Raw genomic sequence first — 26,125 nt, forward strand, 5'->3', positions numbered from 1 at the left:
GGCGGTCATGCTAGGCGGGTATGGCGAATACGTGTCCCACCGTCCTGACCGGTTTTCAGCCCATGCTTTCCATCCTGTCGATTACCGGGCCGATCTACCTCGCCATCCTGGCGGGTTTCCTCTCTGTGCGGGCCGGTCTGTTCAAGGCCTCCGACATGCGACTGCTTGGCGGGTTCGTGCTCTACGTGGCACTGCCGGCCCTTCTGTTCTCGGCCCTTTCCACCAAACCTTTCGGCGAGATCATCCGGCCCGGCTACATGGTCGCCTATCTGCTCGGCTCACTCATCATGGTGACGCTGGGCTATACCTATTCCCGGCTCGTGCGGGGGCAGGGCGCGGCCAGGGCCGGAATCAGCGCCATGGGCATGAGTTGCCCCAATTCCGGCTTCGTCGGCTATCCGCTCGGCATGCTGATCTATCCGGATTTTGCCGGCGTGGTGCTGGCGCTGAACATGCTGGTGGAAAACGCGGTCATCATCCCGCTTCTTCTGGCCTTGGCGAGCCAGCAAAAGGGTGCAAGCCCGGTAACGGCGTTCCTGATGGCGGCCGGGCGCCTCGTCCGCAACCCGCTGGTCATCGCCCTGGCTCTGGGGCTTGCCGCTTCGCTCCTGCCCTTCGAACTGCCTTCCGTGCTGACCCGTACCGTCGGCCTTTTCGCGGGGGCGGCCGCGCCGGTTTCGCTGTTCGTCATCGGCGGGACGCTCGCCGGCCTTTCGGTGGGCGGGCTCTGGAAGGACGCGGTGCCGGTCATCGCAGGCAAGCTGCTTGTTCACCCACTGGCCATCCTGGCCGGTGCATCGCTGGTGCTGGCCAGCGGTCTGCTGCCGCTGGACGAACTGGGGGTGAAGGCGCTCATTATCACGGGCGCGCTGCCAATTTTCGGGATCTACACGATTCTCGCGCAGGCGAACGGGCAGGAAGACCTCTCGGCCGTGGCGCTGACGGGCACCACGGTTTTCTCCTTCGCCACGCTGTCGGCCCTGCTCTGGTATCTGGGCTTCTGACTATTTTCCTGCCCGGATGTCGCTGAGGGTTCGCGATACCGTCAGGGCTTCCGGGTCCAGCCGGATCTCGATGATGGCCGGCTTCCCGGCCGCGCGGGCGCGCTCGAAAGCCGGTGCAAAGTCCTCCGTGGTTTCCACCGTTTCGCCATGGCCGCCATAGGCGCGCGCGAGGGCGGCAAAATCCGGATTGACCATGTCGGTTCCCGACACACGGCCCGGATATTCGCGCTCCTGGTGCATGCGGATGGTGCCGTATATGCCGTTGTTGACGACGAGAACGATGATGTTGGCACCATGCTGCATGGCCGTGCCAAATTCCTGCCCCGTCATCTGGAAACATCCGTCGCCGGCAAAGGCAATCACCTCGCGTTCGGGAAACAGCAGCTTGGCGGCCACGGCACCGGGCACGCCATAGCCCATGGAACCCGAAGTCGGTGCGCCCTGCGTTGCAAAACGGCGGAAGCGGTGGAAGCGGTGCAGCCATGTGGCGTAGTTGCCGGCGCCATTCGTGAGGATCGCGTCTGGCGGAAGAACCTCTTCCAGATGGGCCATGAGCGGACCCATGGCGACATCGCCAGGGCCTGTTTGCGGCGGTGTGGACCAGGCGCGGTAATCGGCATGGGCCTTCGGTGTCTCGTCGGCCCAGACCGGCGGCGCGGCGGGCGGTGTCAGCGCTGCGAAGGCTTCCGCAAAGGCCGCCGGGCTGGAATGGATGGCGAGCGAGGGACGATAGACGCGGCCCAGTTCCTCGGCGCTGGCATGCACATGGATGAGCGTCTGGTCCGGATAGGGGCTCTTGAGAAGCGTGTAATCCTGGCTCGGCATTTCCGACATGCGGCCGCCAACAAGCAGGACGAGGTCCGCTTCCTTGGTTCGCGCCGCCAGGGACGGATTGATCGATATGCCGACATCGCCGGCATAGCAGGGATGAAGGTGGTCGAAGAGCATCTGGCGGCGGAAGGACACACCGACGGGCAGGGCCCATTTCTCGGCGGCCGACTGGAAGTGAGAGACAGCCTCACGCGTCCAGCCGGACCCGCCAAGGATCACGAAGGGACGCGAGGCACGCTCCAGATAGCCGCAAAGAGCATCCATGGCTGCAGGTGACGGTGCGGTTTCGACCGGCATGTAAGGCATCGGCTCGGGCGCATCCACGGCATCCGTCAGCATGTCTTCGGGAAGGACGAGTACGACCGGACCCGGGCGGCCCGATGTCGCCGTGGCATAGGCGCGGGTGACAAATTCGGGAATGCGTGCCGCATCGTCGATTTCGGCGACCCACTTGGCCATGTCGCCGAAAAAGCGCTTGTAATCGACTTCCTGAAAAGCCTCGCGTTCGCGGATGCCGCGTGCGATCTGGCCGATGAACAGGATCATCGGCGTGGAATCCTGCGACGCGATGTGAACGCCTGCGGAGGCGTTGGTTGCGCCCGGACCGCGCGTGACGAAACAGATGCCCGGCTCGCCGGTAAGGCGGCCATGGCAATCGGCCATCATGGCCGCTCCGCCTTCCTGCCGGCAAACCACCGGTCGTATCGTGGAATCGTGAAGGGCATCGAGAACCGCCAGGAAGCTTTCGCCGGGAACGAGAAACGCATGGGAGGCACCATTGGCCTCAAGGCAATCCACGATGAGTTGTCCACCGGTCTTCATTCGCTGTCTTCTTTCAGTTCGCCAAGGACTTCTGCCGTATGTTCGCCGAGGCGGGGGGAGGGGCGCCGGTAATTGAGCGGCGAGGCGGGCAGCAGGATGGGCGCGCGCACCTGAGGGATTTCCGTGCCGGCCTGATCGGGAAGATCGAAACGCATCTTGCGGGCCCGGATCTGCGGGTCGTCGAACATCTCGGCGATATTGTTGATCGGTCCGGCGGGGACCGCATTGGCTTCGCAGGCGGCGAGCATGTCCGCCTTGGTCCAGCGCTTCATGTAACCGATGATGCCCTGGCGCAGGCGGTCACGGTCGGCAACCCGGTCGGGGTTTCGCTGGAATTGCGGGTCGCTTGCAAGGTCATCGGCGCCCAGCAGCTTGCAGAGGCGCTGGAACTGGCCGTCATTGCCGACCGCAATGATGACGTGGCCGTCGCTGACGGGAAAGACCTCGTAGGGCGCGATGTTCATGTGGGCATTGCCCATCTGTTTCGGTGGTACCCCGGAAACGAGATAGTTGAGGTTCTGGTTTCCCAATATGCCTGCCTGGGTGTCGAAAAGCGCCATGTCGATCCATTGGCCTTCACCGGCTTTCTCTGCATGGCGCAAGGCTGCCTGGATGGCGATGACCGAATAGAGCCCGGTGAAGATATCAGAAATGGCGACACCGGCCTTTTGCGGTTCACGGCCCGGTTCGCCGGTAATCGACATCATGCCGGCCATGGCCTGAATGATGAAATCGTAGCCGGCGCGTGGCGCATAGGGGCCGGTCTGGCCGAACCCGGTGATGGAGCAATAGACGAGGCGCGGATTGAGGGCCTTCACGCTTTCATAGTCGAGGCCGTATTTCCTCAGGCCGCCGACCTTGAAGTTCTCGATGACGACATCGGCCCCGGCAATAAGCTTGCGAACCGTTTCGGCACCGTCGGGCGTGGCGATGTCGATGGCAACGGAGCGCTTGCCGCGGTTGGCCGAATGGTAATAGGCCGCCGACAGGTTTTCGCCATCAGCGCCGGTAACGAATGGCGGCCCCCAATGGCGGGTGTCGTCGCCGTCGCCGGGCTTTTCGATCTTGATGACATCGGCGCCAAGGTCTGCCAGCAGTTGACCCGCCCATGGACCGGCGAGAATGCGCGCCAGCTCGATGACGCGGATTCCTTTCAGGGGTGCATCAGCCATGGTTTGCGGCCGCCTTCTTGTGCGCAAGCAATTGTTCCTTCTCCGCCAGCAGCTTGCGCTGGTAGCGGCCCTGCACCACCTCCACCAGAACCATCGTGACCAGGACAAAATAGAAGGTGGCCTTGGACATGGCCGTGACTTCGTAGCCGAAGAAATGCAGATGCGCGATATGGCCGCCCTCGCTCATCAGCATGATACCGACCAGAAGCAGAACGAAAAGGCCGAGAACCTCGTACATCCGGTTTCGCTTGAGGAAATTGGCGACCGCGTCGGCCATCAGCACCATAAGTGCGCCCGAAACGATGATGGCGGCCGTCATGACGATGAAGTTCTTCGTCAGCGCAACGGCCGAGAGGACGGTGTCGAACGAGAATACAAGGTTCATGGCGAGGATCCAGAACAGCGCACTCGCAATTGATTTTCCAGCCTTCCTGTCCTGCTCCGCATCATGTTCCTCAAGGCTCATCATGTGAAGGATTTCCTTCATGGCGGTGTACATGAGGAAGACGCCGCCGGCGAGCACGATCAGCGCATGGCCGGAGACCGCGCCATCCACGAAGGGCGGGATGTTGACGGTGAAAAGCGGATCCTGGAATGCCTGGATTAGCTGAAGGACCACGAAGAGCAGAACGATGCGCAGTCCGATGGCAAGGATGATACCCCATTTGCGCACGAAGGCCTGTCGCTCGGGGGCCACCCGTTTTGCCTCGATGGAAATGTACAGCAGGTTGTCGAAACCGAGTACGGTTTCCAGTGCTGTGAGCACAAGGAAGGTGGTCAGATGCTCGATCGTGAAGAGGTCAGCAAACATTGTTCCGGTTCCGGCCGATGAATCGCGAGAAAGAGGGCGATTGACTGGTAGCAGATGACGGCGTGAGGCTCCACCGGCTTTCAGCCTTGCCGCATGGCGGTTCTTCTGGCCCAGTCGATGAATCGTTGCGTGGTTTCTTCGCGGTTGATCTCGTTGAGGCTCTCGTGACGGGTCCCGGGCAGGATGGCGCATTCGACATGGGCAAAACCAAGACGCTGCAGTCGGTCGCGAAGATGCGTAACGGCCTTGCCGCCATCGGTGGCCGGATCCCTTTCGCCGCCGAGCAGATGAAAGGGCAGATCGCGCGGAATGGCTGCAAGGTTCCCGTCGTCTGCGCCGGCAAAAATGAAGCCGAAGAGGTCCTGCCACATGGCGACTGTCGCATCCCATCCGCACAGGGGGTCGGCAACGTATTTGTCCACTTCCGCCTCGTCGCGCGACAGCCAGTCGAATCCGGTGCGGGCCTGATCGAACTGCCGGTTCCAGGCCTGAAAGGTGAGCCTGGGCAGGATCCGCGAAGCAGCGTCCGAGCCGAGGCGGAACCGTTCCCAGGCGAGAATCGCGCGCGCGACCTGACCAAGCAGCCCGGCGGAAAAGTTCGAATTCCAGACGGCCGCGCCAGCGAGCCTGCCGGCATGCTTCGCGACATAGTTCAGCGTTATGAGGCCACCCATGGAGTGGCCGAAGGCGATGACGGGCAGGTCCGGGTGCTGTCCGGCGATCAGGTCATGGACCATGTCGACATCCGCAATCACCTTCTGGCTGCCGTCCTTCCAGGCGAACATGCGCTGCGGGGTATTGGGAACGCCGGTTGCGCCATGACCGCGGTGATCCTGCGCATAGACATGAAAGCCGGCGCGGGCGAGTGCATCGGCAAACCGCGCGTAGCGGGCGGCATGCTCGGCCAGCCCATGATTGATCTGTACGACGCCCACCGGGTCACCTTCCGCTTCCCGGTGGTAGAGGTTCAGGGTCGCGCCGGTGGGCGAGGCAAGTGTGCGGGCAGTGAACGGACGGGCTGTCATGGCGAGAGAGTGCGCGGCGGACGTGACTGCGTCAAGCACGGTGTGACAGGCGCCCGGCGTCGATCGGGCGCGCCCCCATTGCTCCGAAAGCCCGTTTCGCCTATGTGACAGGCAATCTTTCCCGTCAGTTTCCAAACGGAGCAGTGACGCCATGGCGCGCCAGTTCATCTACCACATGTCCGGCCTCAACAAGGCGTATGGCAACAAGAAGGTGCTGGAGAACATCCATCTGTCCTTCTATCCGGATGCCAAGATCGGCATTCTGGGGCCGAACGGCGCCGGCAAGTCCACGGTGCTGCGGATCATGGCCGGGCTGGACAAGGAATTCACCGGCGAAGCCTGGCTGGCCGAAGGAGCGACCTGCGGATACCTGCCGCAGGAGCCCGAACTCGATCCGGCGCTCAACGTCATGGGCAATGTGATGGAGGGCGTGGCCGCGAAGAAGGCCATTCTCGATCGCTACAACGAGTTGATGATGAACTATTCCGACGAGACGGCGGAAGAGGGCGCGCAACTCCAGGACATCATCGATGCACAGAACCTGTGGGACCTCGACTCGCAGGTGGAAATGGCGATGGAAGCGCTGCGCTGTCCGCCGCCGGATGCCACGATCGACAATCTTTCCGGTGGCGAAAAGCGGCGCGTGGCACTTTGCAAGCTCTTGCTTTCGCAGCCCGACCTTCTGTTGCTGGACGAGCCGACCAACCATCTGGACGCGGAGACCATCGCTTGGCTGGAAAAGCATCTTCGCGAATATCCCGGCTCGGTCCTGATGGTCACGCATGACCGCTACTTCCTTGACAATGTGACAGGCTGGATTCTCGAACTCGACAGGGGCCGCGGCATTCCCTACGAGGGCAATTACACCGCCTACCTGGAAGCCAAGCAGAAGCGCATGGCCCAGGAAGGCCGCGAAGAGGCCGCCCGCCAGAAGGCGCTGGCGCGCGAGAGCGAGTGGATTGCCTCCAGCCCGAAGGCACGGCAGGCCAAGTCGAAGGCGCGTATCCGCGCCTATGACGAACTGGTGAAGGCGGCCAGCGAGCGCCGTCCGGGCGATGCCCAGATCATCATTCCGTCGGGCGAGCGGCTCGGTCAGGTCGTCATCGAGGCCGAGGGCATCACCAAGGCCTATGGCGACCGTGTCCTGATCGACGACCTGTCGTTCAAGCTGCCGCCCGGCGGCATCGTCGGCGTGATCGGACCCAACGGCGCAGGCAAGACCACGCTGTTCCGCATGATCACCGGCCAGGAACAGCCCGATTCCGGCGCGATCCGGGTCGGCGAGACCGTGAAGCTCGGCTATGTCGACCAGAGCCGCGATGCACTGGATGGCAACAAGACCGTGTGGGAGGAGATCTCCGGCGGTAACGATGTCATCAAGCTTGGCAGGCATGAGGTGAACAGCCGCGCCTATTGCTCCTCGTTCAACTTCAAGGGCGGCGACCAGCAGCAGAAAGTGGGCACGCTTTCGGGCGGCCAGCGCAACCGCGTGCACATGGCCAAGCTGCTGAAAGAGGGCGGCAACGTCATCCTGCTTGACGAACCGACCAACGATCTCGACACCGAAACGCTGGCGGCGCTGGAAGACGCGCTGGAGAATTTCGCGGGCTGCGCCGTCGTCATCAGCCACGACCGCATGTTCCTCGACCGGCTGGCCACGCATATCCTCGCCTTCGAGGGTGACAGCCATGTGGAATGGTTCGAAGGCAATTTCGAGGAATACGAAGCCGACAAGGTGCGCCGGCTCGGTCCCGATTCCATCAATCCGAAGCGTGTGACCTACAAGCGATTGACGCGCTGAGCGAGCCGGTATCGCGGGAACATGGGCCTGGACGGTTTCGTCCGGGCCTTTTCTTCCGGGCTTGTGCGGGTTATCGGGAAACGGTGCCTGAAATTCAGCGAGGAGACCGGGCGTGTCGGCATTGGTGGACAACCGCGTATTTCATGTCGCGGCCGCGTTGTTCGCGGTCCTGTCAATCGCCAGCGCGATATGGCCCAGCGATTCCGATGTGCCCTTCATGACGTGGCTTGCGGGGATCGGAATTGCGTCCCTCCTGTTGTGTCTGCCTTATTTGATCCTCTGGTTCGTCGGCAGGCGGCTTTCCAGGCCGCTTTTCCGGGGTATTGCCCTGGCTGCGATGGCACTGCTTTTCGTTTTCTGGGCCTGGGCATTCCTTGGCACGTTCATCTTCCCGGCGGGTGAGAATGCGCAGGCCGGACTCGTCTTCGTTGCCGCGCCGGCTTACATGATCATCGCAGCGCTGTTCGCCGGGCTCGTGCTGCGGATTGCCGACGACTGGAAGAAGCATTCCGGATCGAGTTCATAGAGGTGCTTCAAGGGACTTGCACGGCATGTCATGCTCGTGCCTGAATCCTTGTGCTGTAACTGCCAGCCAAGAGCGATTTGCAAGTCATCAATGCTTTGACGCTATCCTCTTCGTGAAAAAAATGGATTCGCCTGGAAGGACCTGTCTATATGCCGCGCGTCGCGATTACCGGAACCGGAGCGGAGATCCCGGAGGGCAGCGTCACCAATGACGAACTCGTTGCCAGTTTCAACGCCTGGGTCGACCGGGAAAACCCGAAGCGCCTCGCCGCCGGACTTGAACCGCTTCCCTATTCCTCGTCCGACTTCATCGAATACGCCTCGGGCGTGAAGGCCCGGCGGATGCTGGATCCCGAGGGCGTCCTGGATCCCGAACGTATGGCGCCACGCTTCGAGGAGCGGTCGAACGAGGATCTCTCGCTGATGGCCGAATTCGGCTGCAAGTCTGCGCGCAAGGCCCTGACCGATGCCGGACTCAAGGGCGAAGACATCGATTTCGTCATTTGTTCAGCCTCGCACCAGCAGAGGCCCTATCCGGCAGTGGCCATCGAGATCCAGCAGGAACTGGGCTGCAGCGGGGCCGGTTTCGACATGAACCTGGCATGTTCATCCGCCGGTGCCGCCATCCACCTTGCGGCAAGCCTCGTACGCTCCGGCGCCCAACGGCGTGTGCTTGTGGTGACGCCGGAAATCATATCCGGGCATCTCAATTTCAAGGACCGGCAAACGCATTTCATATTCGGAGACGCTTCGGTATCGCTCGTCATCGAAGCGCTCGATGACGGGGAAACCAGGCCCGGCGCTTACGAAATCCTGGATACACGGGTCTGGACGCAAATGTCGTCCAACATCCGCTCCAATTTCGGTTTCCTGAACCGGGCGGCGCAGGAGGAACTCGATGTCGTGAACATGGAGGGCCGACTCATCACGCAGGTCGGCAACAAGGTGTTCAAGGAAGTCACCGTTGCCGCTCACCGCTTCATCCGCGATTTTTTGGCCGATAATGACGAAAGCCCGGAAGGCATGCGCCGGTACTGGCTGCATCAGGCCAATGGGCGGATGAACGCCATGATACTGAAGCTCGTCCTCGGGCATGAGGCCGACGAGAAGCGGGCGCCAATGGTGCTGTCATGGCTTGGCAATACGGCCGGTGCCGGGGCGGTGGTGGCTTTCGACGCCACGAAGAACGAGTTGAAAGCCGGCGAGCGCGGCCTTTTCTGTGCCTTCGGTGCGGGCTATTCCATCGGCAGCGCACTCCTGGAAAAAATGTAAATGTGAGGCAGGCCGATGACCGAACCGCTCTTCCCCGACATCCACGGAATGGAGATCGTGCCCGGTCGGCGCATCCGTGCAGTCGTCCATTCCGTTCTGATCGCTGATGGCGGCGACTTCGAGTCCCGGCCCGCCGAGCGCCTGACACTGAACTGGGGAGGCATCGAAGGCGATCACCATAACGGCCAGTACCGCTGTTCGGGCGGTCGCGAGCCCTGGTATGAGCGTGGCACGGAGATGCGGAACGAACGGCAGGTCACCATCGTGTCGCCCGGCGAACTGGCGGTCGTTGCACAGCGCATGGGCTTGGCCGCCATTGATCCGGGCTGGATCGGTTCCAATATCGTGCTCGAAGGCGTCGAGCATCTTTCCATGCTGCCGCGCGGGACGCTGATCTTCCTCGACGGCGGCGCGACGCTGAAGATCGATGACCAGAATGGTCCTTGCCGGATTGCCGGCAAGCGGGTTGCCGAGCGCGCGGGCATGGACGATATAGCCAATGCCTCGCTGCTTTTTGCCAAGGCGGCGAAACGGCTGCGCGGCCTGACGGCCTGGGTGGAGAAGCCTGGCGTGGTCGAGGCGGGCGCTGGTGCCAGCGTGATGATTCCGGAGCAGTGGGTGTGGCGCGGCTGAGAAATGCCGCATCGCCATTTTTTACGTTACGAAAAAGGTTCCTTTTCATTTGTTCCTGTAGACGCGGGGTGTATCTCCGTTCATCCTTTTCCTTGAAAGGATGGAGGCGATGACAGGAAGAACACGGGCCGGCGGGTTTTCCATTCCGGCGGCGTTGGCCGGGCTTATGATCTGTCAGCTGGCCGGTGAGGCGATCGTGGCAGCTCTTCGCCTGGCCTATCCCGGAACGGGTTTTCCGGGGCCGGTTCTTGGTATGGGTCTTCTGTTCCTGTGGCTTCTGTGGCGCGGCAAGCCTGGCGAGAGCCTCGATGCCGTTTCGGGAGCGATCCTGCGCAATCTTTCGCTTCTTTTCGTTCCGGCTGCCGTGGGCATCGTCCAATACGGGGATGTCCTGGCGCGTTTCGGTCTGGCGGTTGTCCTGGCGGTGGTTGTTTCCACGATATTGACCCTGCTGGTGACCGTTGGCGTGTTTCTGCTCTTTGCCAGGGGCGGGGAGGGCGGCTGCGATGAATGAGCCGGTTTCGAATCTTTGGGTCTATCTCGCTGCCTCGCCGCTGTTGTGGTTGACGATCACGCTCCTTGCCTATGTCGCAGCCGATATGCTGGCCGAGCGGCTCAACCGGCACCCGTTGGCCAATACCGTACTTCTCTCGGCTGCTCTGGTCGCCCTGCTGTTGCTGGCCACGGGAACGGACTACGCCACCTATTTTGACGGTGCGCAGTTCATCCACTTCATGCTCGGGCCGGCCACGGTTGCGCTGGCGGTTCCGCTATGGCGCAACTTCACCCTGGTGCGCCGCAATCTCGGCGCCATGGCAGCAGCACTCCTGGCGGGATCGGTGACCGCGGCCGGCTCGGCGGTCGCCATCGCCTGGTTGCTGGGGGCGCCGACGCCAGTGCTGGCGTCCCTGGCACCGAAATCGGTTACGGCACCCATCGCCATGGAACTGGCACGTTCACTGGGCGGCTGGCCTGCCCTGGCTGCCGGTCTCGTCATACTCACCGGCATTACGGGCGCGATCGTCGTCACGCCGCTGATGAACCTGCTTGGCATCCGGAATTTCGCTGCGCGGGGATTTGCCGCCGGTGTCGCCTCACACGGGATCGGAACGGCCAGGGCCTTCCAGGTTTCCGACACGGCCGGTGCTTTCGCCGGCATCGCCATGGGCCTCAACGGTGCGCTGACCAGCCTGCTCGTCCTGCTCTGGCTGTTCCTGGCTGGCTGAATGCCCACCCTGGGTCTTTTCCGCCGGCAAAGGCTTGGCGTTGCGCCTGGCTTCGCGTGCGGCGCGGCGCTTTGTCCGGGCCATTCGCAGGGCGCGGCGACGGACCTGTAACCACCAGAGCCCTTCCTCCGCCGTTTCGATTTCGTGGTGATAGGCCTCCGCCAGCGCCTCGCGGTAAGAGGAATAGCCTTCGGACGCGAGATCCTCGATACGATGCATGATCGACATCCAGGCGGGGGAAAGCAGAAGCGTGATGGCGATAACCGCGATGGCGAGACGGTAGTTGCCGGAGCTGACGACGCCGCTGGCAAGGCCTGCGGCCGCCAGAACGAAGGAGAATTCGCCGATCTGCGCCATGGAAAGGCCCCCGATCAGCGAGGTGTCGCGGTCATGACCCGTCAGGCGCAGCAGGAACACGTTGAGCACGGTCTTGGCGAAGATGACGAGCAGGGACACGCTGATCACATCCACCCAGTTGAGAGCGATGAAACCGAGATCGATCAGAAGGCCGATGGACAGGAAGAAAACGACGAGAAGGACACTCTGGATCGGCTCGATGACCGGGATGACACGGGCGCGCAGGTTTGAATTGCCGATGACGAGCCCGGCCACAAAGGCGCCGTAGGCCGGAGAAAGGCCGATCAGGCCGGACAGGGCGGCTGCGCCGAAACAGGCCGCAAGCGCGCCCAGAGCCAGAAGTTCCACCTTGTCTTCCAACTGCGCCGCGAAGGGCAGGATCAACTTGCCACGCCGGCCCAGCCACCACAGGAGCGCGCCAAGAAAGACCACTGCGAAGGCAATCTTGGCCGCGATGACGCCGACACTTGCCGCTTCGCCGCCCAGCGCGCTGGTCAGGATCAGCATCGGCACGACCGCGATATCCTGGGCGATCAGCACGCCGACCGTGATCTTGCCTGCGCTGCCGCGCAATTCGCCCATGTCGTCGAGCATCTTCATGGCGACAACGGTGGAAGACAATGCCATGATGAAGCCGAGCACCACGCCCTCGGCCAGAGAGGTATTGGTCATCAGCGAAATCAAATAGCCGATACCCAGCGAAACGATGAGCTGACCGCCTGCAACGATGACGGCCGGGCGCAGTGACAGCACAAAGGCGCGAAGCGATATCTCGGTGCCTATGAAAAACAGCAGAACCAGAACGCCCATTTCCGCCAGAGCGGTGACATTGTCAGAGGTTGCAATGAAGCCGAAGCCTGTCGGTCCCATGATGACGCCGGCCAGGATGAAACCGACCAGCGGCGGCTGCTTGATCCGCATCAGGCCGAGACCCAGCAGCACGGCGACAGTGATCACCATGGCAATTTCGATCAGCGGAAAGGCGGTATGCGCGTGCTCCAATTGCGTCTCCTCGGTCCTGCATCGGCGATCTGAATCGCCGCAGGTCCAAACATAACGCAATACGGGCGGAATGGAGGCGTGTTCTCACGCAGGGCGCGAAAACGCTGTTCCTTCAGATCCGGTCGAAATCGTCCTTGTCGGTCGGAAGCAGCAGGACGGCCGTGGTCAGGAAGCCGAATCCAAAGGTAATACCAAAGGAAAGCGCCATGATGAGCGCGATGATCGGCTTGTCGTGTGAGTGCAGGAAACGGTCTCCGAAACCGCCAATGTTGAACCAGACCACGCCGAAAGCCACGGCCCATCCGATGACGATGCCGATGGCGGAATTGACGATGACGAAGCGTACCAGTTTGGGCATGACACCCCTCCTGTCGCCCTCTGGGCAATGTTCTCGTTGCTGCACGGAAACTTGTTTCGTGAAGAAACGAACCTTACCAACAGATAGGGCGAGGAAGGATCCCCGCAAGGTGGCGAATTGACGCTCGCCGGAAACCGTCAGTCCGCCATGGTTTCAAGGCTAGCGAAGCCTTCCGGCGCAGCGCCGTGGTCGAACGGTTCCTCGACTTCCACGAAAGTGTCGGGGTAGAACCCGTTGAAACGCGTCCGCAAGGACAGCGAGTAGGCCCCGATATGGCCGATCTCGATCCAGTCCCCCGTATCGACGGTTTCCGGTAACCAGAAGGGGCGCGAGAGGATATCGACGCTGTCGCAGGTGGCGCCGCAGACCTTGAAGGGCACGATTTTCTGCGGGTCGCCATTGCGGTGGCGAATCGCCGGATCGGCTATGAAGCGCGCAGGAAGCGTGATCTTGCCGGTCCAGCTGTCCGAAAGGGAAGCCCAGATGCCGTCGTTGATGTAGAGCCGGCGCCCCTTGCGCATGAGCACGCGCACGATGAGCGAAAAGGCGCGGGCAACAATGACACGCCCCGGTTCGGCGACCAGCGGCAGGGAATTGAATTCCCATTCGCGGATATCGTCGCGCAGGCGGGCCATCAGGTCTTCCAGCGACGGCATGTCGGGCGCCTTGCGGCGCGGGTCGTGGCCATATTCCGCCGGGAAGCCGCCGCCGACATCCAGACCTGCCAGAGCGACGCCGGCGCGATTGCGCACCCAGTCGGCCGAGCGCAGGGCGCGTTCGTAGGTGTCGGGATCCTCGATCTGGCTGCCGACATGAAAGCACAGCCCGACCTTGTAACCGATCCTGTCGAGACGCTGCAGCAATTCGACGGCATGGGCCGGCGCTGCCCCGAATTTCTTGGACAGTTCATAGGCTGCGTGCCCCTTTGTCTGGAGGCGCACGAAGACGGTGATGTCGCCGGGGGCGATATCGAGCGCGCGCACAATCCGGGTCACCTTTGCGACCTCGTCCTCATGGTCGACGGCCAGGATGCGGATCCTGTAGTCCTCAAGCGCCAGGCGGATGTCCGACTGGGCCTTGACCGGGTGCATGTAGAGCATTTCGGCGTCGGGCGACACCGAGCGGACTGCCCGGATCTCTGCCGGGGAAGCCACATCGAAACAATCCATGCCGGCTTCGGCAAGCGCTTTCAGCACCATGTCCTCGCCGTTCGTTTTTACCGCATAGGCTGTGCGGCCGGGGAACAGCCCCATGAAGCGAAGGGCATCGGCCTTCAAGACACGGGGACGGAAACAATAGACAGGAACATCCGGCCGCAATTCCAGTGCGGCTTCACGTGCCGTGTTGAAGGTCTGCATCGGGTTCTTTTCCTTCCGCTCTCCTCGGTGGAGCCTAACAGGCCTCGGTGACGGTACAAGGGGCTGGCTGTGCCGCAGGTTTCGGGTGGCGCTTTTCGCGTTGCGATGGCAACGGTTGCGACAGGGAGATTCCGCATGACAGCAAAATCCGAACTGGACGCAAGCCCGCTGCTGATGAGCGCACGCAACTGGGTTGAACTGCTCACTCTCGGCCTTGTATGGGGTGCTGCCTTCTTTTTCGGGCGTATCGCGGTTGCCGAACTTCATCCGCTGGCGCTGGTCTTCTTCCGTGTCTCGCTGGCGGCCATGGCCTTGCACCTGTTTCTGCTGCTGGCGGGGCACCGGTTCCGGGCAGACCGACGCATGCTCGGCCGGTTGCTGATGCTGTCGGTCATGAACAATGTCATTCCTTTCTCCCTGATCTTCACGGGACAGACGGCGATCGGCGCAGGCCTGGCCTCCGTCATCAATGCGACGACGCCCTTCTGGACGGTGATTGCCGCGCAGATGCTGACACGGGACGAAAAGATTTCCGCGAACAAGCTTGCCGGCATCGGCTTGGGCATCGCCGGCGCCGCCATCATGGTCGGCCCTTCGGCAATCGCCGGTGTCGGGGGGCCCGCATGGGCGAAATTCGCCATCATGGGCGCTGCACTTTCCTATGCTTTCGCTGCGATTTTCGCCCGTAGCCTGAAGGGGATCGCGCCATCACATATCGCTGTCGGCCAATTGTCCTTTTCGGCACTGGTGATGCTTCCGGTCATGCCTTTTGTTGTGACCGCGGAGGGGCTTCTCGCCGTGAGCGCGCAGACCTGGGCCGCTGTGACAGCGCTTGCGCTCTTGTCGACCGCTTTCGCCTATATCCTCTATTTCAGGATTGTCGGGTCTGCCGGCGCAACCAATGCCTCGCTCGTCACGCTTGTCGTGCCTGCTTCAGCCATCGTGCTGGGTGCCGTCTTCCTGGGGGAAAGGCTCGAAGCGTTCGAACTGGCGGGGCTGGTTCTCATCACCACGGGTCTCGTCACCATTGACGGGAGGCTGTTGCGACGGCGATAGAGCATGTTCAGATCAACTGCCGGGAGGGGGCGTTTTCCATGTTGTCGGTTCGAAAAATTTGCGATGCCGTTGCGGCTGGCGAGAAGACTGCGCGGGTGGCGCTGGAGGCGAGTCTTGACGCCATCGAGGCCGGCGACAGCACATTGCGTGCCTTTTCCTGTGTGACCGCGCGGGAAAGGCTGGCTGAGCCGGCAAGCGGTCCCCTGGCCGGCATTGCGCTCGGCGTGAAGGACATTTTCGATACCGCCGACCTGCCGACCGAATATGGATCCCCGATCTATGCCGGGTGGCAGCCGCGATCCGATGCCGCCATTGTCGCCATGGCACGGAAGGCCGGCGCAAGCGTGATCGGCAAGACCGTGACGACCGAGTTCGCGTTCTTCCGCCCGGGGCCAACAGTCAATCCGCACAATCCCGGGCATACGCCAGGCGGATCGTCTTCCGGGTCGGCAGCGGCGGTGGCTGCCGGGATGATCCCGGCGGCACTTGGCACGCAGACCGGCGGTTCGGTGATTCGCCCGGCCGCGTTTTGCGGTGTAGCCGGTTTCAAGCCCGGTTTCCGGCTGGCGCCGGCCACCGGCATGAAGACCTTTTCCTGGACGCTCGATACAGCCGGATTTTTTGCTGCTTCCGTCGATGATGTGGCCCTTCTCGCGGCGCGCATCCTGGATCGCGATCTGGAACCGGCCTCTGTTGATCCGGCACAGATCCGCATCGGCCTCTATCGCACGGCCATCTGGGATGAAGCAGACGAACTCATGCGCGAGGCGGTCGAGGATGCCGCAGCCCGGTTCGACCATGCGGGCGCGACCGTTGTCGAAATCGTCGAACCCGCGATCCTCACGGATGCACGGAACTGCCATGCGGTCATCCAGGACTACGAGGCCGCGCAGGCACTGTGTCACGAGCATCTCAATGACCGGGCACAGCTGTCGCAGAAACTCCTTGAGTGCCTGGATCGCGGAGCAGCCATTCCCGCCCCCGAATACGACAAGGCGCGCTCGGTGGCGCGCCGGGCACGCAAGGCGGCAACAGCGCTTTTCGAGCATGTGGATGTCCTGCTGACGCCTTCGGCGCCAGGAGCTGCACCCAAGGGACTCGAGACCACGGGCGATCCGAAATTCAACAAGCTGTGGACCTTGACCGGCAATCCCTGCATCAATTTGCCCGGCCTGAAAACGGAATCAGGTTTGCCGCTTGGCGTCCAGATGGTTGGCCGCTTCGGGCGTGACAAGCTGTTGCTGTCCGTGGCGAACTGGGCCGGGCGCCTGCTGTGACCGTTGCCAGGATCCGGTCAGGGAAACAAAAATTTATTCACACGCCTGGAGCTGGGGAAGGGCGCATATTTACAGCAGGTTGACTCAACGGTCAGTGATTTTCCCGGTTCGTTCCGCCGCAGTGCAGCAACGAATTTGCTTGTTCATCGAACGCAAGAGGCTAGATTCAAGGCGCAGAAAGAAACAGGAGGACATCGCAATGGGACTGACCCGCTCTCTCAATGCGCTCGTGTTTTTCGCCGCGTTTGCCTTCATCGGTCTGCTCGTTATCGGTGTCGTACCCTGACTGAGCAGGCGATTGTCGGACTAGCCTGAAATTGAACGCCACATCTGAGCGGATGCCGATTCGTAACTGGCATCCGTGCAATTTTCCGCGTGCCGGCCTCAGGCTGCCTTGGCGCCCGGCTGTTTCGGTGTATTGGCGCGAATTCCGATCAGGTGACACACGGCGAAGACAAGATCCGGTTTGTTCATCGTGTAGAAGTGGAAGTCGTCGACGCCGCGTTCCATCAGGTCAAGCACCTGCTCCGCCGCGACAGCCGCAGCCACAAGCTGGTGCGTTTGCGCGTCATGTTCCAGACCCTCGAAGCGATCGGCGAGCCATTGGGGGATACTGGCGCCGCAGCGTCCGGCAAAATTGGCCACTTGCGTGAACGCGTGGACCGGCAGGATGCCCGGCACGATGGGGATGTAGATGCCTGCGCGGCGGGCGCGTTCCACGTAACGTTCGAAATTGTCGTTGTCGAAAAAGAACTGGGTTATGGCCTTGGTTGCGCCGTTTTCCACCTTGCGCTTGAGCATTTCGATGTCGGTTGCGAAATCGGGGCTTTCCGGGTGCTTTTCCGGATAGGCCGAAACATAGACATCGAAGTCACCCTTCGCATGCAGCCCGTGCACCAGGTCGGCTCCGTTGACATAACCGGAGGGGTGCGGCTGAAACTGGGCACCGACGCCGGCGGCGGGGTCGCCGCGCAGGGCGACAAAGCGGCGAACGCCCGATGCCACGAATTCGTCGATGACGGTATCGACCTCCTCGCGCGTGGCATCGACGCAAGTCAGATGAGCTGCAACGTCAAGGTCCGTCTCGGCGATGATGCGCCGGACGGCATCGAGGGAGCGTTCCCGCGTCGAGCCGCCCGCACCATAGGTGACGGAAACGAAATCCGGACGGAGCGGGGCAAGGCGCTGAACGGTCTCCCAGAGACGCTGAGCCATGCTTTCATTCTTCGGCGGAAAGAACTCGAAGGACACGCTCAGCGGCTGGTCAGCGTGGGGTGTGCGAGTGAAGCGGGGCGAGGCCATGTCAGGCGATCTCCGGTGAGGACTGGGTTTGTGAGGCGTCGGCAACCAATGTCCGGCGATCCTGGCCGATCCAGAGCTTGACGGTGAGTTGTGCGGGATTGTCGCCGGGCGCTGCGATTTCCGCGGCCGCGGCCATGTCGAGGCCGGCGCTGTCGAGCCAGTCCGCGATCTGTTGGTCGGAAAAGCCCATGCGGATGTGGTGATGGTGCTCACGCAGGAAATCAAGGGCATGGGGTGCAAAGTCGACGATCACGATACGCCCGCCCGGGCGAAGCGCGCGGGCTGCCTCGGCAAGGGCACGTCCTGGCTCGTCGAGATAATGCAGCACCTGGTGAACGGTCACGAGGTCGTAATTCTCCCGGTCCACCGGCAGGGCCAGAATGTCGCCCTGGCGGACCTGGGCATGGGTGATGCCGGCCTTGTCGAGGTTGGCCCGCGCCACCGCCAGCATTTCCCGCGAAGCATCTATACCCGTCGCACGAAGATAGATCGGCGCGAACAGTTCCAGCATGCGGCCGGTGCCGGTGCCTATATCGAGCAGGGTTTGAACCGGGGTTTTGCCCACGGCTGATACGAGAGCCTTCTCGACCGCTTCATCAGGGGCGTGGAGGCGGCGAAGATCATCCCAATCCGCAGCGTTGCGGGCGAAGTATTCCGCTGCCTGTTCGCGCAACCGCGCCTTGACTGTCGCCAGCCGTTCCAGATCCCGTTCGACCTGGAGGTCGGCCATGTCGAGGCGGGCGATCAGCGTTTCCACAAGATCGGCGGCCCTTCCCGTGTCGGCCAGTCTGAACCATGCCCAGGAGCCCTCCTGATACCGTTCGACAAGGCCGGCCTCCATCAGCAGCTTGAGATGGCGCGAAACCCTGGGTTGCGACTGGTTCAGGATCTCGGTCAGATCGGAAACCGTCAGGTTGCCGCGCGAGAGCAAGGCCAGGATCCGCAGGCGGCTGGATTCGGCGGCGGCCTTGAGTGTATCAACAAGGTTGTCCAGCGATATACGCGTCCTGGTCAGCATGTCGAACTCCGAGAAAGATATAAAGATATGTTTATGTCATTTTTGCCGACAGCACAAGCCCCATGTTCCGCATGCGGCATTTTCATTTCCGCTTGCGTCGTGCGTTCTTTCCGGAAGGAGGAGATATATGTTTGAGCAGCGGCAGGGGGAGCAGGCGCTCTCTTTCGATCCTGCGCAGGAGGCCGGCGACGGCCATGTGGTTTTCATCGGGCATGTGGAATCGCCGTGGAGGGATCGCAAGGAATGTCCTCGCAACCTCACCCGGGCGCGTGAAGCCGGAAAACCGGCGCGGCTTGTCCTTGCAGGGCCTTACAGGGCGGGGCTCTCGGGGCTTGAGGGTGTTTCGCATGTCGTCATCCTGACATGGCTTCATCATTCGCCGCGCAATCTCGTCGTTCAGCATCCGCGCCATGCGGAAGCGGCGAAGGGGGTCTTTGCGCTGCGGTCGCCCGCCCGGCCAAATCCGGTCGGTCTCCATGTCGTGCGTCTGACGAAGCTGAATGCCGATGCAGGAATCCTGGACCTGGATGCCATTGATGTGCTGGACGGCACGCCGGTCATCGACATCAAGCCATACATTCCTGCAATCGACGCGGTGCCGGATGCTGAAACGGGACGGGCGGGAGCGCCTGCCTGATGGCGGCGCGCACCGGCCGCCAGAGAGCTATCGCAAAAGCGCTGACGGCACTCCTGCCAATGGCGCCCTATGCGGATATAGAGGCCATTCGCGCGGCGTCTTCGGCGCGGCACATGCGCGATCTGCCGCCGGCCATTGCGGTCTGGCTTGCCACCATTGCCCATGTGCGCCATCGCTATACCGACTATGACGACTTGCGAGACAGTGGTTATGATAAGGAAAGCGCGCGCCATTTCACAGCCGATGCGATCAATGAGCAGTTGACCCTCTGGCGTGCGACGCGCCTGCTCGATCCAGACAGTCCGGATGAGGATGAGGACATTAGGGACTGAACAAATGGGCGCTTGAGGGCTTTTTCTGCACGTCTTTTAATCCGGACGGGAATGCGCTTAAATTTGCAGCACAATGACTATTGAGGATCTTGACTGCATGCCATTTCCCGCCCTTTTGCGTACCCGCCTGGAGGCTCACCTCGCCTTCATCTATCCCCGGTGCGACGCGAGCGAACTGGCGCAACGCGTGCTGGAGGCGTTCTGGCCGGACGGGGGCGCTTCGTCTTGCCGGCCTGTGCGGCGCAAGCTGAATGCCCCGGTCTGGTCGGAAAAGGACGCTGTTCTGATCACCTATGCCAATACGCTCGTCGATGGTGAGAACACGCCCCTGACGCTGCTGGATGACTTCCTGACGCGTCATGTCGGCAACAAGATCAACGGGGTTCATGTCCTTCCCTTCTTTCCATGGACCTCCGACGACGGTTTCGCTGTCGTCGACTACACCAAGGTGAATGCCGAGGTGGGGGATTGGCACCACCTGAGCGGAATCGCGGGCCATCACAAGCTCATGGCCGACCTTGTGTTGAACCATGTTTCCAGCCTGCATCCCTGGTTCGTGCAATACATGCAGGGGCAGGAGCCCGGGCGCGGCTACTTCATCGAGGTGGAGCCGGATACCGATCTGACGCAAGTTGTCAGGCCGCGGCCGCAAAGCCTTCTGCGCGAGGTGGAAACCGCAAATGGAATACGCCACGTCTGGTGCACCTTCAGTCACGATCAGGTTGACCTCGATTTCTCCAATCCGGACGTGCTGCTCGAATTCATCCGCCTGCTTCGCCTGTTCCTGGACAAGGGCATCTCCACCATCCGGCTGGACGCGGTGGCCTTCATCTGGAAGGAGATCGGAACGAGTTGCATTCACTTGCCGGAAACCCATGAGATTGTCCGTCTGATGCGTACGCTGGCCGATTACAGCCGCGAGGCGATGGTGCTCATTACCGAAACGAATGTGCCCAACCGCGAAAACCTGTCCTATTTCGGCAATCGCAACGAAGCCCACGGCATCTACAACTTCCCACTGCCGCCCTTGACCCTGCACGCGCTGCTGACCGGGGATGCCTCGGTGCTGACCCGTTGGCAGAGGCGCATGCCGCCATCGCCCGCCGGTTCCTTCTATTTCAACTTCACGGCCAGTCACGACGGTATCGGCGTGCGGGCAGCGGAAGGTTACCTTACCGACGCTCAGTTGAGTTCAATGATTGAAGCCATTCGCGGCATTGGCGGCCTTGTCTCCATGCGGGCCATGCCGGACGGGTCTGTCCGGCCCTATGAAATCAACGTCTCGCTATGGGATGCCCTGTTGGCAGGACCCGGCGGCGCGTCACTTCGGTTCGACTGTTTCATGGTGTCGCAAACCATCATGCTCGCACTGGAAGGCATTCCCGGCATCTACATCCACTCATTGCTCGCCACGCCAAACGATCTCGCCCGCGTGGAGAAAACCGGGCACAATCGCTCCATCAACAGGCACCAGTGGGACTACCGGGATCTGGAGGCGCGTCTGGCGGACCCGAAAAGCGACAGCGCCATGGTCTTCAGCGAGATGATGCGCAGGCTGTCCATCCGGCAGCGGCAAAAGGCCTTCCACCCCAATGCCACGCACATGACGATGGATTTCGGGCCGGGCATCTTCGCGCTCTGGCGCCAAAGCGGAGACAGGACACAATCGATCTTCGCGCTTCACAATGTCACCGCGCGCGAGCAGGTGGTTCCGCTGGATCGAATAAACCTGATCGAGAACGAGCCATGGGTCGACCTGCTCAGCGGTGAGGAGGTGGACGAACCGCGTGGCGAAGTGCTGCTTGCGCCCTATCAATGCCGTTGGATATCCAACATCCTCCCGGAACGCTGAACGGCCAGGGCGCCGGCATCATCGATCGCGATTGTCGGCTTCCACGGCCGCCGCCATGTCGCGGAAGACATCCGGCCAGGCATCGTAGACGCGGCGCCAGTTCGGGATGAAGGGCGTGGCGGAGGGATTGTCGAAATAGACTTCGCCGGCATTCATGATGTTTGCGGCGAAGAGCTCCACGGCCTGCTCTTCCTTGTGCCGGTCAAGCGTCAGGCCATTGAAAACGGCATCGGCGTGATAGCTTTCGATCATGTCGAGTGCGTTGCGGTAGTAGGCGGCCTTGACCGAGCGCAGGGATGCGCGCGAAATCACGAGACCTTCCGTCGCCAGCTTGCGCAGAATCGCCTTCACGATATCGGTGGACATGCGCGACAGGCCCCTGGAGGCATCTTCGGGCGACAGGTCCTGGTGCTTGTGGTCGTAGATGTCGGCGATATCCACCTGGCAGATCTGGCGCTGCGACGTATTGCGCCGCAACTCGGACAGAAAGCCGATCTCGAGACCCCAGTCGGAGGGAATGCGGATATCGGGCACGACCTCCATTCTCATGGCGAATTCGCCGGATAGCGGATATCGGAACGAGGAAAGGTAGCGGGTATAGTTGTGCGTCCCGCAGGTCATTTCCAGGGCCTCAAGAAAGGGCGTGACCAGAAGGCGGCAAACCCGGCCGTTGAGCGTGTTGCTGGCAACGCGCGCATAATAGCCTTTCGAGAAGAGATAGGGAAAATCCGGATTGACCACCGGATAGATGAGGCGAGCCAGCAGACCGCGATCATAGGTGACGATGTCGCAATCATGGAGCGCCAGCACCTTGCCGCGCTGAGCGGCAAGCGCGTATCCCATCATGTACCAGACATTGCATCCCTTGCCGCGTTCTGTCGGCGCAAGACCGGCCGCATCGAGCTTGTGGTGAATGGCCGACATGCGCGGGCCGTCGTTCCAGATGACGCGATGATGCTGCGGAAGCCGGGAGAAGAAGGATTTCGCATAGTCGAATTGCGCCCGGTCGGCCCTGTCCAATCCGATATAGATTTCAGAGATATAGGGAATATCCTTGAGAACATCGATGATATGGGGAAGAGCGTCTCCTTCCAGTTCCGAGAACAGCGACGGCAAAGTGAGCGTGACCGGCCGGATCTTGGCAAATCGCGCGACTTCTGCCTCCAGTTCTTCCAGCGGACGCCGCGTCAGGTTGTGCAGTGTCGTGATTGCGCCGGTCTGATGAAAATCGCTCATGAAACTTGTTCAGTCCCCTGTTTCGGTAAAGGTTTCAATGATCGAGAGAACAGCCTCGTTCCAGCCTGCCGGACCGGGCAGGCTTGTCCGTCTTATGCGGCCGTCTGCTTCGCCCTCCAATGGCGGCAAGGCTTCATGCTGCGGATTGGCCACGATGACGCCGATATCAGCCGCAAGCAACATGGCGATGTCATTGGGTGCATCGCCAAGCGCGACAACCGGGCCATCGGCCTTCAGGATGTCCATGATCTCCGGCATGCGTGAAGCCTTGGTGTTGCCAATGGAAAGCGTGAGAAAACGCCCTCCGCGAACCGCCGAGATGCCCGAGGCGGCAAGCGCGGCCTTGAAGGCCTCTTCCTGGTCGGCTGTGCCGAGAAAATCACCCGGCTCGGAGAACCGCCGGTTCATCGCCCGGCGTGCGGCATCCGGCGCAAGCCCGGTTCGGGCGGACACCTCTGCCAATGTCCAATCGCCGAACCCCTGAAACAGTGCATGCAGGTCTTCGGGCAGATCGTCGAGTGCGCGGCGAATGGCTTGCCATTGCGATCTGTCTCCGGTCTCTTCACCGGGCCAGGCGATCCCGGCCCCGTTTTCCACGATGGCCGGGCCGGAGAGGCCGGCATCCTGCATGACCGGGATTATTTCCGCAGCCGTCTTCGAAGTGGCAGGGACGACCGGTATCGCGCGTCGGGCGCATTCGGCGAGGGCCGGACGCGCTGCTTCCAGGGCGTAAGTCTCGTGGTCGAGAAGCGTACCGTCGAGATCCGTGAATACAATCATTACAGAAACTATAGACCCGGCTGCTCCAACTTCAAATTGATACAGCGCAAGAGCGTCGCAATCCCTTGGGCAGAGTTGCGTTCAGCGTGTGTTTGCCGCAACCCATCGCCTCCATTCGGCCTCGCTGCCGCGGAAGACGTTGATATCCGTATCGCCGCGAATGCCGGGCACCACGCCGGTGCCGGTATATTGCCAGAATGTCCAGTCCTGTTCGCCATATTTCTGCGAGGGATGGCCGGCGACCGAGCGCAACCAGAAGGGATGGCCACGTATCTTCCAGAGCTGGTTTTCCTCGTAGAAATCGACCGTGGTGTAGATGACAGGCGTCTTGCCGTAGTGACGTTCAACCTGCCGCAGGAAAACCTCCATCTCCTTGCGCACCGCATCGGGTTTCGGCCGGAAGGTGCAGGTGGGCGACTTGTGGTTCCATTCCATGTCGAGCACCGGCGGCAGGGCGCTGCGATCGATCGGCACATTCTTCCTGAACCAGAGGGCCTGCTCGAAGGCCGGCCGGCAGAAATAGAAAAAATGGTAAGCGCCGCGCGGTATGCCGGCCTGTCTTGCCGCCTTCCAGTTGGCATGGAAACGGTCATCGAGCCGGTCTCCGCCTTCGGTTGCCTTGATGAAGGCGAATGAGACGCCAGCCTGTCTCGCCCTTCTCCAGTCGATCATGCCCTGGTACTTGGCAACGTCGATACCGTGAACCGGATAATGCCAAGGTGTCCGGCCCGACCAGTCATGCGGGTCATTGTCGGCGAAGCGCGGGCTGCTGACAGACACCCGAAGGTCGAGCGCCTGATCGACGCTGCCGCTCGTGCAGGCTGTCAGCGAAATTGCGAGCAGGGCGACGGCTGCGATTTGGCGCATGGCTGTTCATTCGGTCCGGTTTCGACATGCCGACGGTATGCGAAGCTTTGCCTTGCGTCACCCCTTGCCGCCTTGCTTTGTTCGGCGCAGTCGGTAACGCTCCCACCTTGAAAATGGAGGCGGGAGGGTCTGTCATGAAGCGCATCGCAAAATGGTTGGGCGGGCTGGTGATCGTGGCTCTGCTCGGGGCTGCCGTCTGGCTGGCCGTGGCACCGCCGGCGATGATCCGGGTCGCCACCAACTACGCCGCCAAGATCGTTTGCTCCAACGTCTTCATTGCCGGGCGCAGCCCAGAAGTGGTCATGGCAACGGATGTCCAGGCGCCTGGCCATCCGATATTCAAGGCAATCAATGTCGCGGTCGACCGCACAGCATCGCCACCGCACGTGACGGCAAGACTGCTCGGCTTGTTCGGTACCGGGGAGGCGGTCTGGCGCGGAGAGCGGCTCGGCTGTTCAAGCTTGCCCGAAGGCGAAATCGCGGACGTTTCCATGCCCGATGGCGTGTCCCGGGAGCCGGTGACCGGGGCGGCGGACAAGCTCTGGCCGGAGGGAGAAAGGGTCGATCCGTCACAGGCGCCGGAGATCGCGGACATACTCGACGACAGCGCTCTGGGCGGACCGGGCATGCGGGCCATTGTCGTTGTCCACGGGGGGCGTATCATCGCAGAGCGCTATGGCGAGGATTTCGGCCCCCAAACGCCGCTGCTTGGCTGGTCGATGACAAAGACGGTGACTGCGGCAATTCTTGGCACCCTCGTAAAGGACGGACGTCTTTCACTTGACCGCACCGGCCTGTTCCAAAGTTGGGATGGCAGCGCGCGTGCCGACATATCGCTTGCGTCGATGCTTGAAATGTCGTCCGGTCTTGCCTGGAACGAGGGCTACGGCACTGTCTCGGACGTGACCCGCATGCTCTATCTCGAACCCGACATGGCGGCCTATGCCGCCTCCAAGCCCTATGATCCGGAAAACGGAAACCCGGACGGCGACAGCCGCTTCAATTATTCCTCCGGCACCTCGGTGATGCTGTCGGATGTGTGGATGCGTGCGGTGGAGGCGCCAGTGTCCTACCCGTGGCGCGCCTTGTTCGATCCGCTCGGCATGTCCAGCGCCACCTTCGAAATGGATGCGGCAGGCACCTTCGTCGGATCCTCCTATATGTACGCTACTGCACGGGACTGGGCCCGTTTCGGACAATTGCTGCTTCAGCGCGGCGCGTGGAACGGCCGCTCGCTGCTTCCATCCGGTTTCGTGGACTGGATGACAGAGCCGGCGTCTGCCTCGGAAACCGCTTGGGGCGGCCATGCCTACGGGCGCCATGTCTGGCTTGTGGGTCCGCGTGGCAGCGTGCCGCGGGGCGAGGATCCGGAAGCGGCATTCGATCTGCCCGCCGACACGTTCTGGCTGCGCGGGCATGACGGACAGACCGTCACGGTTATCCCGTCGCGCGATCTCGTGGTGGTGCGCATGGGCCTGACACCATCGGATCGCAACTATCAGCCGCAGGGTCTGGTCGATGCGCTGGTAAAGGCGCTGGCCGGGCAGTAGCGGATTGTTCGAGGGTTTCGC

General features: G+C 61.9%; 24 protein-coding genes and 1 pseudogene. 13 read left to right on the top strand and 12 right to left on the bottom strand.

The window, feature by feature from the left end; genetic code table 11:
• Positions 1 to 20: 20 nt before the first annotated feature.
• Positions 21 to 1,004: an AEC family transporter gene (locus R3D65_RS10690; protein ID WP_371275206.1), complete on the top strand. Its 984-nt coding sequence runs from the start codon at positions 21 to 23 to the stop codon at positions 1,002 to 1,004.
• Here the strand turns inward: R3D65_RS10690 and R3D65_RS10695 are convergent, their stop codons facing one another.
• From R3D65_RS10695 to R3D65_RS10710, 4 genes are all read right to left on the bottom strand, one after another.
• Positions 1,005 to 2,657 carry a thiamine pyrophosphate-binding protein gene (locus tag R3D65_RS10695; RefSeq protein WP_371275207.1) on the bottom strand — a complete coding sequence of 551 codons (1,653 nt, stop codon included), beginning with the start codon at positions 2,655 to 2,657 and terminating at the stop codon, positions 1,005 to 1,007.
• Positions 2,654 to 3,829 (bottom strand): CaiB/BaiF CoA transferase family protein, encoded by a 1,176-nt coding sequence (locus tag R3D65_RS10700; RefSeq protein ID WP_371275208.1) that lies wholly within the window; start codon positions 3,827 to 3,829, stop codon positions 2,654 to 2,656. Before R3D65_RS10700 ends, R3D65_RS10695 begins: the two co-directional genes overlap by 4 nt.
• Positions 3,822 to 4,640 (bottom strand): TerC family protein, encoded by an 819-nt coding sequence (locus R3D65_RS10705; RefSeq protein WP_371275209.1) that lies wholly within the window; start codon positions 4,638 to 4,640, stop codon positions 3,822 to 3,824. Before R3D65_RS10705 ends, R3D65_RS10700 begins: the two co-directional genes overlap by 8 nt.
• A gap of 80 nt (positions 4,641 to 4,720) precedes the next feature.
• Positions 4,721 to 5,665, bottom strand: a complete 945-nt coding sequence (locus tag R3D65_RS10710) for an alpha/beta fold hydrolase (protein ID WP_371275210.1) — start codon at positions 5,663 to 5,665, stop codon at positions 4,721 to 4,723.
• 151 nt (positions 5,666 to 5,816) lie between these two features.
• Here R3D65_RS10710 and ettA point away from each other — a divergent pair, with 151 nt between their 5' ends.
• From ettA to R3D65_RS10740, 6 genes are all read left to right on the top strand, one after another.
• On the top strand, positions 5,817 to 7,466 hold the full coding sequence (gene ettA, locus R3D65_RS10715) for an energy-dependent translational throttle protein EttA (protein WP_371275211.1): 1,650 nt from the start codon (positions 5,817 to 5,819) through the stop codon (positions 7,464 to 7,466).
• A 337-nt stretch (positions 7,467 to 7,803) separates the two neighbouring features.
• Positions 7,804 to 7,992: a hypothetical protein gene (locus R3D65_RS10720; RefSeq protein ID WP_371275212.1), complete on the top strand. Its 189-nt coding sequence runs from the start codon at positions 7,804 to 7,806 to the stop codon at positions 7,990 to 7,992.
• 149 nt (positions 7,993 to 8,141) lie between these two features.
• Positions 8,142 to 9,263, top strand: coding sequence for a beta-ketoacyl-ACP synthase III (locus tag R3D65_RS10725; protein WP_371275213.1), 1,122 nt, complete (start codon positions 8,142 to 8,144; stop codon positions 9,261 to 9,263).
• Between the two features lie 15 nt (positions 9,264 to 9,278).
• The gene (locus tag R3D65_RS10730) at positions 9,279 to 9,896 is read left to right on the top strand and encodes an MOSC domain-containing protein (protein ID WP_371275214.1); all 618 of its coding nucleotides are present in this window, start codon (positions 9,279 to 9,281) and stop codon (positions 9,894 to 9,896) included.
• A gap of 166 nt (positions 9,897 to 10,062) precedes the next feature.
• Complete coding sequence (locus tag R3D65_RS10735; protein ID WP_371275566.1) at positions 10,063 to 10,410, top strand: CidA/LrgA family protein; 348 nt, start codon at positions 10,063 to 10,065, stop codon at positions 10,408 to 10,410.
• Positions 10,403 to 11,122 carry an LrgB family protein gene (locus tag R3D65_RS10740; protein ID WP_371275215.1) on the top strand — a complete coding sequence of 240 codons (720 nt, stop codon included), beginning with the start codon at positions 10,403 to 10,405 and terminating at the stop codon, positions 11,120 to 11,122. Before R3D65_RS10735 ends, R3D65_RS10740 begins: the two co-directional genes overlap by 8 nt.
• Positions 11,123 to 11,410: 288 nt before the next feature.
• Here the strand turns inward: R3D65_RS10740 and R3D65_RS10745 are convergent.
• From R3D65_RS10745 to R3D65_RS10755, 3 genes and pseudogenes are all read right to left on the bottom strand, one after another.
• Positions 11,411 to 12,439: pseudogene (locus R3D65_RS10745) on the bottom strand (cation:proton antiporter); the annotation flags it as partial.
• Positions 12,440 to 12,593: 154 nt separating this feature from the next.
• Positions 12,594 to 12,839 (bottom strand): hypothetical protein, encoded by a 246-nt coding sequence (locus R3D65_RS10750; protein WP_371275216.1) that lies wholly within the window; start codon positions 12,837 to 12,839, stop codon positions 12,594 to 12,596.
• Between the two features lie 137 nt (positions 12,840 to 12,976).
• Positions 12,977 to 14,197 carry an alanine racemase gene (locus tag R3D65_RS10755; protein WP_371275217.1) on the bottom strand — a complete coding sequence of 407 codons (1,221 nt, stop codon included), beginning with the start codon at positions 14,195 to 14,197 and terminating at the stop codon, positions 12,977 to 12,979.
• 135 nt (positions 14,198 to 14,332) lie between these two features.
• Between R3D65_RS10755 and R3D65_RS10760 the strand changes: the two genes are divergently transcribed.
• Complete coding sequence (locus tag R3D65_RS10760; RefSeq protein ID WP_371275218.1) at positions 14,333 to 15,253, top strand: DMT family transporter; 921 nt, start codon at positions 14,333 to 14,335, stop codon at positions 15,251 to 15,253.
• A 38-nt stretch (positions 15,254 to 15,291) separates the two neighbouring features.
• Positions 15,292 to 16,530, top strand: coding sequence for an amidase (locus R3D65_RS10765; RefSeq protein ID WP_371275219.1), 1,239 nt, complete (start codon positions 15,292 to 15,294; stop codon positions 16,528 to 16,530).
• Positions 16,531 to 16,914: 384 nt separating this feature from the next.
• Here the strand turns inward: R3D65_RS10765 and metF are convergent, their stop codons facing one another.
• Positions 16,915 to 17,832, bottom strand: a complete 918-nt coding sequence (gene metF, locus R3D65_RS10770; RefSeq protein ID WP_371275220.1) for a methylenetetrahydrofolate reductase [NAD(P)H] — start codon at positions 17,830 to 17,832, stop codon at positions 16,915 to 16,917.
• Position 17,833: 1 nt separating this feature from the next.
• Positions 17,834 to 18,850 carry an ArsR/SmtB family transcription factor gene (locus R3D65_RS10775; RefSeq protein ID WP_371275221.1) on the bottom strand — a complete coding sequence of 339 codons (1,017 nt, stop codon included), beginning with the start codon at positions 18,848 to 18,850 and terminating at the stop codon, positions 17,834 to 17,836.
• 127 nt (positions 18,851 to 18,977) lie between these two features.
• Between R3D65_RS10775 and tsaA the strand changes: the two genes are divergently transcribed.
• The 3 genes from tsaA (at position 18,978) to R3D65_RS10790 (ending at position 21,671) form a co-directional block, all read left to right on the top strand.
• Positions 18,978 to 19,487, top strand: coding sequence for a tRNA (N6-threonylcarbamoyladenosine(37)-N6)-methyltransferase TrmO (gene tsaA / locus R3D65_RS10780; protein ID WP_371275222.1), 510 nt, complete (start codon positions 18,978 to 18,980; stop codon positions 19,485 to 19,487).
• Positions 19,487 to 19,819: a DUF2293 domain-containing protein gene (locus R3D65_RS10785; RefSeq protein WP_371275223.1), complete on the top strand. Its 333-nt coding sequence runs from the start codon at positions 19,487 to 19,489 to the stop codon at positions 19,817 to 19,819. The genes tsaA and R3D65_RS10785 overlap by 1 nt, the downstream gene beginning before the upstream one ends.
• 97 nt (positions 19,820 to 19,916) lie before the next feature.
• Positions 19,917 to 21,671 (top strand): sugar phosphorylase, encoded by a 1,755-nt coding sequence (locus R3D65_RS10790; RefSeq protein ID WP_371275224.1) that lies wholly within the window; start codon positions 19,917 to 19,919, stop codon positions 21,669 to 21,671.
• Between the two features lie 18 nt (positions 21,672 to 21,689).
• On the opposite strand, the gene R3D65_RS10795 is transcribed toward R3D65_RS10790, so the two are convergent.
• From R3D65_RS10795 to R3D65_RS10805, 3 genes are all read right to left on the bottom strand, one after another.
• Positions 21,690 to 22,907: a glycosyl transferase gene (locus R3D65_RS10795; protein ID WP_371275225.1), complete on the bottom strand. Its 1,218-nt coding sequence runs from the start codon at positions 22,905 to 22,907 to the stop codon at positions 21,690 to 21,692.
• A gap of 9 nt (positions 22,908 to 22,916) precedes the next feature.
• On the bottom strand, positions 22,917 to 23,687 hold the full coding sequence (locus tag R3D65_RS10800) for an HAD-IIB family hydrolase (RefSeq protein WP_371275226.1): 771 nt from the start codon (positions 23,685 to 23,687) through the stop codon (positions 22,917 to 22,919).
• Between the two features lie 81 nt (positions 23,688 to 23,768).
• On the bottom strand, positions 23,769 to 24,554 hold the full coding sequence (locus R3D65_RS10805) for a GH25 family lysozyme (RefSeq protein ID WP_371275227.1): 786 nt from the start codon (positions 24,552 to 24,554) through the stop codon (positions 23,769 to 23,771).
• Between the two features lie 134 nt (positions 24,555 to 24,688).
• Between R3D65_RS10805 and R3D65_RS10810 the strand changes: the two genes are divergently transcribed.
• Positions 24,689 to 26,104 (top strand): serine hydrolase domain-containing protein, encoded by a 1,416-nt coding sequence (locus R3D65_RS10810; RefSeq protein WP_371275228.1) that lies wholly within the window; start codon positions 24,689 to 24,691, stop codon positions 26,102 to 26,104.
• The last annotated feature ends 21 nt before the right edge of the window (positions 26,105 to 26,125 follow it).

Source organism: Zhengella sp., assembly GCF_041397485.1.
Taxonomy (GTDB): Bacteria; Pseudomonadota; Alphaproteobacteria; order Rhizobiales; family Rhizobiaceae; genus Zhengella.